Source organism: Candidatus Saccharimonas sp. (genome assembly GCA_015256915.3).
Taxonomy (GTDB): Bacteria; Patescibacteriota; Saccharimonadia; order Saccharimonadales; family Saccharimonadaceae; genus Nanogingivalis.
Genome location: CP076101.2, coordinates 299,001 through 313,610, shown reverse-complemented (window position 1 = coordinate 313,610; position 14,610 = coordinate 299,001). Strand labels below are relative to the sequence as shown.

Sequence of the window (14,610 nt, the reverse complement as noted above, 5' to 3'; positions counted from 1 at the left end):
AGGAAGGAGAGACTATGTCATTACAATCAACTGACCCCATCGCCGACCTTCTAACTCGCATTCGAAATGCGGCATTGGTTGGCAAGAATGAAATTCGTGTTCCTTCAAGCAAATTGAAAGAAGTTGTAGCGAAAGAGCTTGCAAAAGCTAATTATATTGAATCTGTTAAAGTCGAATCAGCAAAACCACGTGATATTTTGGTAGTAAAAATTGCCAAAGATGGTGAAGCTGCGCGCTTTAACGAACTTACTCGAATGAGTAAACCAGGTCGCCGAATGTATGTTGGCGTAGAAGAAATTCCACGCATTAAAAGTGGTCGTGGAATGGTACTACTTTCAACATCAAAAGGTGTTATGAGTGGTTTTGAAGCCAAGAAACAACGACTCGGCGGTGAACTATTACTAAAAGTTTGGTAATCTGAACTTTAGAAAAAACAATAAAAAATAAGCTTTTTACCGAGAGCTTATTTTTTTATTGTAGATTATCTTATTTTTATTATAGACAGATTATTTTAGAAAACAACCTTTAACAAAATTAAGTAGTTTTAAAGAGCTAATTAGACATTTATAAATTATCGCCAGTTTTTTGAGGCCATTAATACTAATCATTATGGGTCTTTTTTATTCTTCTTCAAAAGCGACCAAATCCAATAAAGCTGAAACATACTCTGCTTGGGACCAAGTTAGCGGTGCAACCGAAAGATGCTTTAAATCACGTGGATCAATTTGTTCAGGTAAAATTCCCGTTGAAGTTTGTTGATCTAGAACCCATTCAATAATTTCCTCCGCTTTCGAAATTTCGCCAAGAGCAATATAAAATTCTGCACGCCAAAGTGTTGTTATTGGCCAAATATTTGCTTCGTAGTCATCACTAAATCTATAATAAATATCGTTTTCGAATCTTGGAAGCCCAATATTATTATTAGCTTTAAAACGATTTTCAAGAGTTTTAAAAGCAGTCTGTAATTTTTCACCTTTAAATTCAAAAAGATTAAACATAAATGCACCGTAAAAACTTGATGAATCAATTTTTGGATCTTTATTGCCATCAGCCCAAATTCCACGATAGAAATAATTGCTTTCTTCATTAAAAAGCTCATTTTGTGCGGTAGAACGAATTTTTAAAGCTTGATCACGCCATTTTTTTGCATCATGCACGCGATTTGCCGCTTGAGCTAATTTTGAAGCGGAATATAATGCTGCAAAAACAACCGAAGTCGAATAAGTTGTTGAAAGAAAATCCATCTCCCAAAGCTCATAATTTGGTTTCGGTAAATCATTTTCGCCACAAAAATCTACTAAAAAATTAGCGGTCGGCTTTACTAGATCATCATAGAATTCATTCAAAATTGAGTTTTCGCGAAATTTTTTATAATATTGAGCAAACAAGAAAAGGATTCCTGCGGTTTCATCAATCTGAATAGGTAGATTTCGAGTATCGCCACCTTGTGAATATGGGTGCCAGCTTGGACCAAGTTCGCCATTCGGTAAATATTTATGCATCATAAATCCTCCCGAAGTTAACGATCTTTTGCAAAATTCAAAAAACTTTTGAGGTTCATCACGATAGCCAATACGAATTAATGGCCAAATTGCAAAAAGGGCATCACGAGGCCAACAATAAGAATAATCGTCTCGCGCATAATTCAACATTTCACTATCATTACTAGCAATCGGTGCACCAGTTTTCGCAAGATGAGATTTAACTAGCATTAAACTTTGAATAAAACTTTTTTGATATTTTGAATCAAGTTTTTTCGAAACTCGTAAAGCAGGCGAGAGCCATTTTTGCCAATATTTTTTAGTATCATTTAAAGCTTTCGAAAAGCCATTATTTCTAACCTTTTGAAGATTTGTGCGAGCAAGCTCGTGACCATCGGCACAAGAAATTGAGTATTGAAAATCTGCATTCTCGAAAACGCCAAGAGAAAAATCAAACCCAACAACTGAATCAGTCTGTCCATGCTCAACATTTGAGCCCGAAAGAATACCATCTTCCGCATCTACCCAAGAACCAAGCTTATTTTCAATTCCAAACAGGCCAACCGTATGCTGGTTAAAATCTTCAAAAATATTCTGAAGAGGTTTTTCAAAAACTCTTTGAGCAGAAATAATAAAAGCACGTTTTCCGCGATAGTGCAAAATTGCCTTTTCATTATTTTCTAAAGGTAAAAATTGAACGGTATCGGCTAAGTGGAAACTACTGTTAATTGCAAAATTTTGATGTAAAAAAAGCTGAACTTCACGCGGATAATTTGCAAGATTTTGAACTTGGATCTTTCGCCCAAAAACATCAAAATCACTAGCTACAAAATCAGTAAAAGTTATTTTGATTTGAAGTTCTTGATTGATAGCTTCAGTTTTTGAGATTAAAGCATTTTCAAAATATTCAACCGAGAATCGCCACTCACCAGAATGAAGCCAAGAAAAATTATTGCCAATTTTAATTCCGACGCGATGAAAAAGGTCGCGGCCAAGTGTATGATTTTCATAACCATTATCTGGAAAATAAAAATCGCTCACCAGACCAAATTCATTTAACCCGACATTTAAATTTCCATTGCTTAAAATTGCTGTTTTTGCCACTTTAACCTCGCTTTCGTTTTGTAAACATTAAGTTTCTATGAAGCATTCGCGCAAAAATTTTCTTGCGTTTTGTATTTTTTGGAGTTTTAAAAAGTGATTTTTGAAGAATTTTTTGCGTTTTTCGAATATTTTTCTGCTTAAGTGGCGGAATATCTTTTAGCCGAAAATCCATATCTCGCAATGTATCCATAAAGTACAAAAAAGCATCATAGGGAGATTTATATGGTGAAAAATACGCATGAACATCGCCATCATTAAAATATTTCGTGCACATATAATAGGGGTGGTCACTTGTAGTTAATCGCCGCCAATCTTCAACTAAATTTCCATTTTGTGAATTGTAAACCCGCGACTTTAAAGCATAGAGGTATTTCATTGCTTCTTGTTGCATTGAATTACCGAGCCAAGCGGTCAAGTCACGCTCAGTATCTGCCCAAGTTACTGTATTCGGCATAGAAATTTCTGCAGCAGGTTCACTTTGAGCGGCCTCGGTGACAGTTTTAAATCCGTGCTCTGGTTTCTTTAACCAATACGAAACTAAGCTTTCGAAAAAATCAAATATTCCAGATTCCGCCCACTGATGCTCGCCAAATGTTTCATAATCCATAAAAAGATTTATCACATCACCATGATAGCTTGAGGATTCTAACCAACTGATATATTTTTGAGTTGTAAGCGGATATTCTTGCCAATTTCGATTCGAAAAACGAAAAGCAAGATCGTCAGAAAGCTTGTAGTTTTTAAGAAGTAGGTGAATATTTTTTGTACCTTTTGGCTTATAAACATGATTTGGCGTACGCCATTGCAGAATTGGGTCCCATCCCTCAGCTAAAATTGCTTTAAAGCCAAAAATGTCTGCCCATTTAGCAAGTTCATCATTATATGAAAGCTCAGTGTTTCGAAAAGCAGTAGTTTCGACATTAAAAACTTCACGAATTTTTGCCTGATGCGCACTAACTTGAGCTTCAAATTCTTCACGATCAAAAAAGAAGGCGAGGCTATGATAATATGTCTCGGCAATAATCTCTGCTCGCCCAGTTTGAACAAGACGCTTAAAGCTCTCGAGAACTTCTGGCGCAAATTCTTGCGCTTGATCAATAAAAGTTCCCGTAATCGAAAAAGAAAATTTAAATTCTGGGTGAGTTTTTAATAGTTTTTCAAGCAGATTATTCATTGGGAGGTAAGATTTTTCAGCAACTTTTCGAAAAATCTCACCATTACTTTGCCGTTTTAGGCCTTTTTCTTCGCTAAAATAATTTTTATTTGTACCAACATCGAAAAGCGTTTGATCGTCACGAATGCGCCAGGGCTGATGAACATGAAGGTAGAGAACAATCGACTTCTTAGTCATTATTTACCTCTGTTAAACGTATAAATTCTTCCATAATTTGCTCGGCGATATCACTCCAAGAAATCCGATCATATTCCTCTCGAACACTATTTTTTAAACTCTGTAAAAGGTTCTTATTAATTGAAACCTCATAAATTTGGTTTGCCAGTTTTTTCGTATCCCAAAAATCATAACGTAAAATATTTTGAAGAACTTCACCTACGCCAGATTGCTCCGAAATTATTAATGCATTGTTAAAATGAGCCGCCTCTAAAGCCGTTAGGCCAAAAGGTTCGTTTACTGAGCTCATCACAAAAACATCAGCCACACCGTAAGCATCACGCCATTTATCGCCCCGCAAAAATCCCGTGAAGAAAATCTTGTTTGAAATTCCAAAATCACTCGCCATTTTAATAAGCTCATTGCGTTGTTCGCCATCCCCAACAAGAAGTAGGACAATTTTTGAATTTTTCGAAATAGCTTCGGCAACCGCTTGCATCAAAAAAGTTAAACCCTTCTGAACAGTAAAGCGAGTTAGAGTCATTATCACAGTATATCCCTGTGATTTTAGATATTCAAGATAGCGGTAAGTTCGATTATCGTAATCTTGTGGATTAGCAAGAGCTGAAGTTTCGATCGCATTATAAACCACCTCAACCTTTTCAGGCTTAATTTTATATTTCTTGATAATTACATTTCGAGTATTTTTCGAAACTGCAAAAACCCTGTCGGATGCGCAAATTCCAGCATATTCAATATCATGGATTTCTTGATTACCAGAAATTCCACCAGAACGATCAAATTCGGTAGCGTGAATATGAGTAATCAACGGCGCACCAGTAAGTTTTTTAGCAAGGATTCCAGCTTCCACAGTTAACCAATCATGCGCATGAATAACATCTGGTTTATTTTTTGGATTACTTAAATATTCACGAATAAATTCACGATATTCTTTCTGAATCGAACGAATATCTGGTAGAAAATTGCTAGCGTTATGACTTGAACGTATCCAATGCGGAGAATCGTAAGCTCCAGCACCAAATTTATGAATTTCAGAGAAATTCGTAGCATTCAATACTTTCATGAAATCAATTTCAGTATGTTTGTCTTTATACGGAACGACAAATTCAATACTCGCGCCACTTTTTACAAGTGCCTTGGCCATATAAAAACAAGCTACACCCAAACCACCACTGTTATGAGGAGGAAGCTCCCACCCGAGCATTAGAATTTTCATTTTTTGCCTTTACGATTAGAATTTACATTCCTATTTTAGCAAATTTAAGAGAAAAGCGCAAGCGGTTTAACCAATTATCCGCCTTAAACTAAATGTTTGGCGAAAACTGTTTTATTTCTTGAACACATTTCTTATAATCTGGGCAATATTTTTCCACTTCTTGCCAAAATTTAGATGAATGGTTCATTTGCCGAGTATGGCAAAGTTCATGAATAATCACATAATCAATCAAATGGTGTGGCAAATTCATCAATGCAATATTTAAAGAAATTGTTCCGCTAGAAGAGCATGAACCCCACCGTGTACAAGTATGTGAAAAACGCAATTTCTTAAAGTTAAAACCATATTTTTCTGCCAAAAAATCAATTCGGCGGGGTAAATACGCCTTAGCTTGCTTTCGAAGAATTTTTGATACAGTTTTGCGGATTTCTGATTGGACAAGTTGATTTTCGAAAGATAAATCTTGCGGGATTTGCACTAAAATCTGATTTCCTTCATTTGAAATTTTAATTTCTTCACCCAAAAATTTTCGAAAAAAAAGTGTGTGCGTTTTACCAATTAAATCACCATTTTTATAAAGATTTTTAGTATTATGTAAAGCAAGCATTTCGCGAATTTGCGTGCGATTATGATTAACTAAACGCTGGACAGAAAATTCTGGCGAATAATAAGGAATTGATGCGCGTAAACTTCCATCAACACCGACAGAAAGTTTTACAGAGCGAGTGAGTTTGCTTTTTCGAATTTTAATTTCACCAAACTCTTTATCAACAATAGCCATAAGTATATTATAGCATTTTTTAAGAAGGTTGGCGAGAATTATTCTTAAATTTTTGAAATTTTATTTTTTGTAAAATTCTAAATATTAGAACAGCAGTGAAATTAATTTGGCAAAACTAAAAAAAATAAAATCTATAAAATAAAATTTACTTTTAATGTTGCAAACTAAAAAAACACCAATTTTGGTGTATATAATTCATAATGGAATAATTTTGGCACGGGCAGAGAGACTCGAACTCCCGACACCAGGTTTTGGAGACCTGTGCTCTACCAACTGAGCTATGCCCGTATGAAACTATTTTAACATAAAAATTTCGAAAAGTGAAGAGTTTTTGAAAAATTTCTACTAAGTATTGACAAAAAAGCTTTTTTATGATACAATAATAACAAGTTAAAAGCTTACTTTCAAAATTGAGCTTTTAGCTCGTAATTTATAAAGTTGGCTTTTGCGAATATTTTTAGAAAAGGAGGCCAAAACAATGGCCGAAATCATAAATTGGGTTCAAACCCAAAACCAAGAAAAACTTGCTAAAATTCAAGGCAAAAAGGCGACGCCAAAAACACATCCGTCAAAAGTTCTAGATAAGCTTGAAAAAGCTTATCATAAAAACGATGTTAAAGAGTTAGTCTTTTGGCTAGCTTACGCTAAGCTTTACCGTTTTAACATAACAGAAGGGCGCAAGTTCTTCAAAAAAATTGAAGAACTATGGCCTTTGTCTCAGCATTCAGAACTAGCGAATAAATTTCATTTCTTAAATGCAATTTATGCTAAAGACCATGCTAGTCTCAGCGATAGCGCTCAAATATATAATTACGGCGCTTTAGCTGCAGAATTTTCTTATTGCTAAGCCAACAAATTAAGCCCGAAACGATCGGGCTTTTTTCTATTTTGAATTTTATTCAGCAAATTGCGAATTGTAAAGTTTCGCATAAGCGCCATTTTTCGAAAGTAATTCTTTGTGAGAACCTTGCTCAACAATGTTTCCGTGTTCCAGCACTAGAATTAAATCGGAATTTCGAATCGTTGAAAGGCGGTGTGCAATCACAAAGCTTGTACGGCCGTGAGTTAAATTATCCATTGCTGATTGAATAGCAGCCTCCGTTCGTGTATCAACAGAGCTGGTTGCCTCATCAAGAATCAACATTGGTGAATCTGCCAAAATAGCCCGCGCAATTGTTAGAAGCTGTTTTTCACCAGCCGAGACATTATCGATATCTTCAGAAATTACCGTATCATAACCTTTTGGTAAGGTTCGAATAAAGTGGTCGGCATGAGCGGCTTTTGCGGCCTCGATAATTTCTTCACGAGTGGCATCAGGTTTTCCATAAGCCAAGTTTTCAGCAATCGTGCCATTAAAAAGCCACGTATCCTGAAGAACCATTCCAAAAAGTGAGCGAACATCATGCCGCGACATTTTTGAAGTATCAATTCCGTCAATTGTGATTTTTCCACTATCAATATCATAGAATCGCATCAATAGATTCACAAGTGTAGTTTTTCCAGCTCCAGTTGGGCCAACAATCGCCACATTTGAACGTGGTGCAATTTTTGTGCTGAAATTCGTAATAATGGGCTTATTTTTTGAATATGAGAAATTAACTTTCGAAAATTCTACAGATCCTTTAATTTCTTTCGGTAAAGTTTTTGAAATCTCAATAAAAGTCTCTTCTTCAGCACCAAGAAAGCAAAAAATTCGCTCGCAGGCTGCAACCGTTGTTTGAACACTTGTCATTGAATTCGCGATATTCGAAATTGGTTGTGTGAATCGGCTCATATATTGCATAAAAGCAGTAATCTCACCAATTGTCATCTGGCCACTTAATGCACGAACTCCGCCAACAACCACAACAGTTAAAGTTGAAAGATTATTAATGAAACCCATAATTGGGTAGAGAAGTCCACCAAAAAACTGAGACTTCCAAGATGAAATATACATTTTATTATTGATTTTTTCGAAATTTTCAACCGATGATTTTTCGCCATTATAAACCTTAATAACTTCGTGCGAAGAAAGCATTTCCTCAGTATGAGCAGTTAAACTCGATGTGAATTTTTGCAAATCCATAAAATAAACTTGGCTAAACTTCGAAATAATCATAATAATTCCAACCGAAATTATTCCAGTTGCAAGAGCAATTAGGCTCATTTGCCAGCTAATCGAAATCATCATAACAGTCACACCAACAATTGTAATTATTGAATAAGAAAGCTGATTTAAGCTCTCGCTCAAACTGTTGCTGAGTGTCTCGATGTCGTTCGTAATAATTGAAACCGTATCACCAGTTTTGTGCTTATCAAAATATGAAAGAGGTAGTCGCGCGATTTTTTTTGAAGCTTCGTCACGTAATTTAAAAACAATTTCTTGAACCATTTGACCCATAATCCAGTTTTGCGCATAACCAAAAACTCCTGATCCAACATAGATAGCAATCAAAATAAAGCCAAGTTCGGTAATTTTCGAAAAATCAGGATTAAATCGAACTGCGCCAGATTGAATTTCAAAATTTTTAGTAATTAAATTAATCATCTCACCCACAATTTGTGGCCCAACAATCGCTGAAACCGAGCTCAAAATCACCATAATCGCAAAAAATACAATCAGGAATTTAAACGGTGTAAAATATAGCAAGAGTCGCCAAATTGTTTTTAGCGAAAGTTTGTTTTTTTGATTTTTCGCCATTATTTTTCTCCTTTCTTAGATTTTTTCGAAATTACCTTTTTTAAGCTTTTCTTGGCTATCTTTTTCGAAACCGAAACTGCTTTTTTAGTATTTTTTTGAGTTTTCGAAATAGTTTTTTGCTTTTCAAAATCCTTAATTTGCGTTTCAATTTCTTCATCAGAAAGCTGCGAAGATGCAATTTCGCGGTAAATTTCATTATTTTTAAGAAGTTCACCATGAATACCAATTCCAACAATCTTTCCACCGTCTAAAACAATAATTTTATCGGCTTGCATAATCGAAGTTACCCGTTGAGCGACAATAAACTTGGTTTGCGATTTAGTTTTTATAGCAAGTTCGGCACGAAGCTTAGCGTCGGTTTTATAATCAAGTGCAGAAAAGCTATCATCGAAAATTAAAATTGGAGCTTTTGAGGCGATTGCCCGAGCAATTGAAAGTCGTTGTTTTTGACCACCAGAGAAATTTTTGCCACCTTGCGAAACTTTCTCATTTAAATCTTCAGGCAATTTCTGAACAAAATCCCAAGCTTGAGCAATTTTTAGAGCTTCAATAATTTCTTCGTCACTCAGGTTTTTCGAAGAACTATAATTAATATTTTCACGGATATTCCCAGAAAAAAGGTTTGCTTTTTGTGGAACATAGCCAATCAAATCGTGAAGTTCGCTTTGCTTTAAGTCGCGAATATCCACTCCGCCTAGTTTAATTTCGCCTTTCGAAACATCATAAAATCGTGGAATTAATTTTGCAATAGTAGATTTTCCTGAACCAGTTCCACCAATTACAGCAATAGTTTCACCTTGCTTTACTGAAAAATTGATATTTTCAAGAACGGCTTCTTCAGAATCTGGATAGACAAAACTAACATTTTCGAAAGTTAAATCGAAAGTTTTTGGCATTTTTTGCGTTTTAGTTTTATCTTTCACCGAAATTTCTTCATCAAGAATTTCACCCAAACGTTTAATCGCAACATTCATTCGTGGAATTGATATAAAAATCATCGAAAGCATCACGAAAGCAAAAGTAACTTGAGCAAGATATTGGGTAAGGGAAGTTACATCGCCAATTGAAATTTCACCAGATTTTACAAAATATGAACCAATCCAAGCAATTGCTACAAGCCCAAGTCCAGAAACCATCGTCATATACGGCGAAATTAAGCCAAAAATCCTTTCGAAAAAGATATTCATTTTGAGCATTTCATTATTGATTTCATCAAATTTTTCTTCTTCGACTTTTTCTTTTCTATAGGCTCTAATTACACGCAAACCAGTAATTGTTTGGCGAGTTTGCATATTTAATTTATCGAGTTTTGTTTGAAAAATCTTTAGTTTCGGAACAGCAAAAATACCAATAATCGTAGTCAAAGTAATGATAGAAAAAATCGTCACAACCATAATCCAGCTCATCGAACCAGAAATAGCTAAAGTGTTAATAATCGCACCAACACCAACAATTGGGGCATAAATTCCCATTCGCATAATCATTGTGAAAGTTTGTTGAAATTGCCGTGCGTCGTTCGTAATTCGTGTTGTAAGGCTCGAAACCGAGAATTTGCCAAACTCGTTCATCGAAAAGTTTTCAATTTTTTCGAAAGTTGCATGGCGAATATCTCGCGCCATCGCCCCAACTGAACGGCTCGCGAAGAAAATTCCTGCCAGCATTAAAACGCCACTCAAAAGAGAAAGCCCAATCATATGAAAGCCGTTCGAATAAATAGCTTCCATGTTTTTCATGGCCACACCTTCAGTAATAATTTTTGCGGTATATTGTGGCAAATCAAGATTAATTTTTGCCGAAAGAACCGTAAAAATAAGCATAAGAGTTAAACTTAGCCAATATTTTTTAGCAAATTTAAAAATAAATTTTAGCATAATTCCTTTCGTTTTTATAGTTTATAGATTTTAAGCGGTTCCACCATTTTAACATAATTTTTCGAAAATTAAAAGAGCCGCAAGTTGCGGCTTAATAAAAATATTACAGAGAAGTTATTCTTTTACTCTTCCGGTTTGGCCACAGGCCTTACATGGAAAAGGGGTAGCACCTACGAACCCTCGTTGTTTATACCATCCAGTTCCATTACAGTTTTCGCATTTCTTCTCATTTACATGAGGTTTAGGAAATACCACAGAAATCACTCCTTTTAGAAAGTTTCAAAGCTTATAGTTGTTTCCGCAACCTAATTTAAGCTTCAAAAAAATTATACTATATTTATATGTTTTAGTCAAGCGTGTTATTATTTCGAAAAATATATTGACTTTAGTTTTTATATACGATAATATTTATAATCGTGATATAAACAATTCAGCAATCGCCAAATCAGATATGAATCCTGCAAACCTTAGGAGAGATATTATGGAATTTAAAATTAGATTTTATTCATTTTTTGCCTTTTTAACCAACCGAAGAAAGCATTTATGGCTGAGTTTTTACCCAAAAATTAGCAACAAAATTTGGCTTGCGATTTTCAAACTGTTCTTTTCGAAAAATATAATCATAACCTTAAAAGAAAATAAAACTAAAACTAAAGTTAGAACTGACATTTTTCTGTTTCGAAACCCTAAAAATGCCAAGAAATTCAAACAAGCGCAAAAGTTATCTTGGAAAGAAAACGAAGACGAAAAAAATCGGCTGTATGGTGAAGCTCTTGAATATCCAGAATTTGCGATTTCAGATTTTTCAGAATTATCAAAAGAACGCAAAAAAGATAATGGCGGAAAAGTTAAGATTGGCGATAGATTAGGCTTTAGCTGTTTAAAATATGGATATGAAGGTTTTATTTTTAAACCAGAAAATCTTTCGAAAATTTTAGATTGGAGCAAAGAGCAAAAAATTCCGCAGAGAAATATTAAAATTGAAATATTTAATCACCGAATTAAAAAATGGCAAAGCCTTTCGAAAAATGAAATTGACGAAATTTTGAAATCAAAAAATCCATTAAAAATTTCTGAAAAAATAGCAAAAAATAGAGAATAAATTTTTGTTAAGTTTTTAAAAATGTGTTATACTATTGAAGATGAACGAGGAAATTATTTATCTTGACCATGCCGCCACAACACCGGTGAGTGAAAAAGTTTTGGCTGCGATGTTGCCATATTTTAGTGAAAAATTCTACAATCCAAGTGCGCCTTATGTTCAAGCTTTGGATGTTCGAAGAGACTATGAGGACGCAAAACATCAAATTGCGCAAAATATTGGCGCAAAAAGCGATGAAATTGTGATTACAGCTGGAGCAACTGAAAGCATTAATTTAGCATTTTCAGCAGCTTCGAAAGAAAATGGCGATGAAATCTTGGTTGGTGAATTTGAGCATCACGCGGTTTTGAATTCAGCCAAAAAATACGGTATCCAAAAACTTGTAAGAATTAAAAAAGATAGCATAATAGACCTTGAAGATTTACGTGCAAAAATTTCGCCAAAAACAAAGATTGTTTCAGTAATGCTTGCAAATAATGAAACGGGTGTAATTCAGCCAATTTCGAAAATTGCCGAAATTGTACGAGAAGAACGAATGCGACGGCTTTCAAATGGTGAAAAAACGCCGATTTATCTCCATTCTGATGCTAGTCAAGGTGTTGGTCAACTGGATATTTCAGTTGCAAGACTTGGCGTAGATATGCTAACTTTAAACGCTGGCAAGATTTATGGGCCAAAACAAACTGGTCTTTTGTGGGCTAATCGCGAAATTGAATTTAATGCACAAATTGTGGGCGGCGGACAAGAGCGAAATCTGCGAAGCGGAACTGAAAATGTACCAAGTGTAATTGGTTTTGCGAAAGCTATTCAATTGGCAGAAAAGCATCGCAAAAAAGAAAATGAACGCCTTCGAAAATTAAAGGAATTATTCAAAAAAACTTTAAGCGAAAACTTTTCGAATGAAGAAATAATTTTTCTTGGAAATCCAAAAAAACAGCTTGCAAGCCACATTTCAGTATCTTTTCCCGGAATTGACGCCGAGCGGATGGTTTTTGCACTCGAAACGCAAGGGGTTTTAGTGGCAACAGGTTCAGCTTGTGCAGCAAATAAAGGTACACGTTCGCACACTTTAACCGCAATGGGCTTGAGCGATTCTGAGGCCGATGGAAGCTTGCGAATCTCGCTAGGAAAACTTTCGAATGAAGAAAACATAAAGCGTGCAGCTGAAATAATTTCGAAAACTGTGCAAGCTGAATTTAAGAGGATTCAAAAATAAATGGTAAAATTTATTGCCTGGATTTTAGCCTTTGTGGGTTTAGTTGCGGTTTTTATTATTAGCGCAACTTTAATTATTAGCGATAAAAATCGGCTCGCCGAAATTTGCCCAAACTACAAAAAAGGCGAATGTTCTCAAAAAATTGATGCAGTTATAGCGATTTCTGGCGGAAATACTGCTTTAAGAACTCGCGAGGCAATTGAAATTTTTAAATCGGTTGAAGCTAAAAAGTTGATTTTTTCAGGTGCAAACTCTAATCCTAAAGTTTTAAGCGATGCGCGCCAAATGGCTAATTTAGCCCGAAAACAAGGAGTTTTAGAAGAAGAAATTTTACTCGAAGAAAAGGCTCAAAACACTCACCAAAATGCACAATTTACTGCAAAAATAATTAAGCAAAATGGCTATAAGCGCGTAACTCTAACCACTTCAAAATATCATCAAACTCGAGCAAGACTCGAATTCGAAAAAGCTCTAGAAGGTTCGGGCGTAGAGGTGATTTCGGCACCAGTTTTGAATGATCCAGATTGGAATGGATTTTGGTGGACAAATTCACGCGGTTGGTATCTCTCGATGAGCGAGCTTTTTGGAATTTTTAGATTTTATATAGGAGAATAAATGGATAATTCAAAAATTAAAGTATATGTTGGAATGAGTGGTGGCGTAGACTCATCTTTAACTGCGGCACTTTTAAAAGAGCAAGGATATAACGTTGTGGGCGTTTATATGAAAAACTGGACGCAAGATTTACCAGGAATGAAATGTCCTTGGGCAGAAGATTTGGCCGACGCAAAAAGAGTTGCGGTTCAGCTGGGCATTGATTTTAAAGTTTTTGATTTCGAAAAACACTACCGCGAAAAAGTTGTGCAATATATGCTTGACGAATACGAAATTGGCCGCACACCAAACCCCGATATAATGTGTAATCAAGAAGTAAAATTTAAGCTTTTCTTAGAGGCTGCACTTGAAGATGGAGCCGATCTAATTGCAACAGGCCATTACGCTGGCGTTCGAAATGCTTTTACTGAAAATTCTGACGAAAATTTCAACCTTTCGAAAAGTGGAAAAGGCGAGCTACTTCGCGCAAAAGATGAAAATAAAGACCAAACTTATTTTTTGTATCGTGTGCGAGGTGAGGCTTTGGGACGAACTTTGTTTCCACTTGGTAAATTTACTAAACCTGAAGTGCGCGAGATGGCGAAAGAGCGCGGGCTTTTTACTGCTCAAAAAAAAGATTCACAAGGAATTTGCTTTGTTGGAAAAATTGGAATTCGTGATTTTCTAAAACAATTTATCCCCGAACAAAAACCAGGAAAAATCATTAACAAAAATACAGGCGAAGTTCTCGGTTGGCACGACGGTGCGATTTTTTACACTTTAGGTCAGCGCCACGGCTTAAATATTGGCGGCGGACTACCATTTTATGTTTGTGGTAAAAATATGGAAACTAACGAAGTTTTCGTAACGACTGATATTAATAACGGCGAACTTTGGTCTAATAAAATCGAAGTTTCAGCACTTCACTGGATCAGCCAAAAAGTTGAAAATGGGGCAGAAATTCAAGTTCGAATCCGCCATCGTGCGCCACTCGTGAATGCAAAAATCTTTTTCGAAAGTGATAATTTGGCAAAAATTGAATTGCAAGATGAACAACGCGCAATTACTAGTGGCCAAAGTGTTGTATTTTATTCTGGTGAAGTTTGTTTGGGTGGCGGAATCGTCATTTAACATTGACATTTTTATATTTTTATGGTAGAATACTACAAGCTAAACTTAAATTTTATAGTTTAAGTTTAAGTATTTTACAAAGA

General features: G+C 35.4%; 12 protein-coding genes and 1 tRNA gene. 6 read left to right on the top strand and 7 right to left on the bottom strand.

All coding sequences use genetic code 11. The features are described 5' to 3' along the window. Positions 1 to 14 precede the first annotated feature (14 nt). Entirely contained in the window at positions 15 to 416 is a 402-nt protein-coding gene (gene rpsH / locus HXL38_001620; protein ID QWB91251.2) for a 30S ribosomal protein S8, read from the top strand. 204 nt (positions 417 to 620) lie between these two features. Here rpsH and HXL38_001615 read toward each other — a convergent pair whose 3' ends face one another. From HXL38_001615 to HXL38_001595, 5 genes are all read right to left on the bottom strand, one after another. Then, complete coding sequence (locus HXL38_001615) at positions 621 to 2,585, bottom strand: hypothetical protein (GenBank protein QWB91250.1); 1,965 nt, start codon at positions 2,583 to 2,585, stop codon at positions 621 to 623. Position 2,586: 1 nt separating this feature from the next. Further along, a complete protein-coding gene (locus tag HXL38_001610; GenBank protein QWB91249.1) occupies positions 2,587 to 3,936 on the bottom strand; it encodes a glycoside hydrolase family 57 protein in 1,350 nt (449 codons plus the stop codon). Beyond that, positions 3,929 to 5,152, bottom strand: coding sequence for a glycosyltransferase family 4 protein (locus HXL38_001605; protein ID QWB91248.2), 1,224 nt, complete (start codon positions 5,150 to 5,152; stop codon positions 3,929 to 3,931). The genes HXL38_001610 and HXL38_001605 overlap by 8 nt, the downstream gene beginning before the upstream one ends. 88 nt (positions 5,153 to 5,240) lie before the next feature. Next, entirely contained in the window at positions 5,241 to 5,933 is a 693-nt protein-coding gene (locus tag HXL38_001600; protein QWB91247.1) for a M48 family metallopeptidase, read from the bottom strand. Between the two features lie 212 nt (positions 5,934 to 6,145). Next, positions 6,146 to 6,221: transfer RNA gene (locus HXL38_001595), tRNA-Trp, on the bottom strand. Positions 6,222 to 6,411: 190 nt separating this feature from the next. Between HXL38_001595 and HXL38_001590 the strand changes: the two genes are divergently transcribed. Next, a complete protein-coding gene (locus tag HXL38_001590; GenBank protein ID QWB91246.1) occupies positions 6,412 to 6,780 on the top strand; it encodes a hypothetical protein in 369 nt (122 codons plus the stop codon). 48 nt (positions 6,781 to 6,828) lie between these two features. Here HXL38_001590 and HXL38_001585 read toward each other — a convergent pair whose 3' ends face one another. Both HXL38_001585 and HXL38_001580 read right to left on the bottom strand, forming a co-directional pair. Then, positions 6,829 to 8,613, bottom strand: a complete 1,785-nt coding sequence (locus tag HXL38_001585; GenBank protein ID QWB91245.1) for an ABC transporter ATP-binding protein/permease — start codon at positions 8,611 to 8,613, stop codon at positions 6,829 to 6,831. Beyond that, positions 8,613 to 10,484: an ABC transporter ATP-binding protein/permease gene (locus HXL38_001580; GenBank protein QWB91244.2), complete on the bottom strand. Its 1,872-nt coding sequence runs from the start codon at positions 10,482 to 10,484 to the stop codon at positions 8,613 to 8,615. Before HXL38_001580 ends, HXL38_001585 begins: the two co-directional genes overlap by 1 nt. A 481-nt stretch (positions 10,485 to 10,965) precedes the next feature. On the opposite strand from HXL38_001580, the gene HXL38_001575 reads away from it, so the two are divergent. Genes HXL38_001575 through mnmA form a run of 4 tightly spaced genes read left to right on the top strand, consistent with a single transcriptional unit; the run spans position 10,966 to position 14,527 of the window. After that, positions 10,966 to 11,586 (top strand): hypothetical protein, encoded by a 621-nt coding sequence (locus HXL38_001575; protein QWB91243.1) that lies wholly within the window; start codon positions 10,966 to 10,968, stop codon positions 11,584 to 11,586. A 40-nt stretch (positions 11,587 to 11,626) separates the two neighbouring features. Beyond that, positions 11,627 to 12,802: a cysteine desulfurase gene (locus HXL38_001570; GenBank protein QWB91242.1), complete on the top strand. Its 1,176-nt coding sequence runs from the start codon at positions 11,627 to 11,629 to the stop codon at positions 12,800 to 12,802. After that, positions 12,803 to 13,417, top strand: coding sequence for a YdcF family protein (locus HXL38_001565; GenBank protein ID QWB91241.1), 615 nt, complete (start codon positions 12,803 to 12,805; stop codon positions 13,415 to 13,417). Beyond that, complete coding sequence (mnmA, locus tag HXL38_001560) at positions 13,418 to 14,527, top strand: tRNA 2-thiouridine(34) synthase MnmA (GenBank protein ID QWB91240.1); 1,110 nt, start codon at positions 13,418 to 13,420, stop codon at positions 14,525 to 14,527. Positions 14,528 to 14,610: the final 83 nt, after the last annotated feature.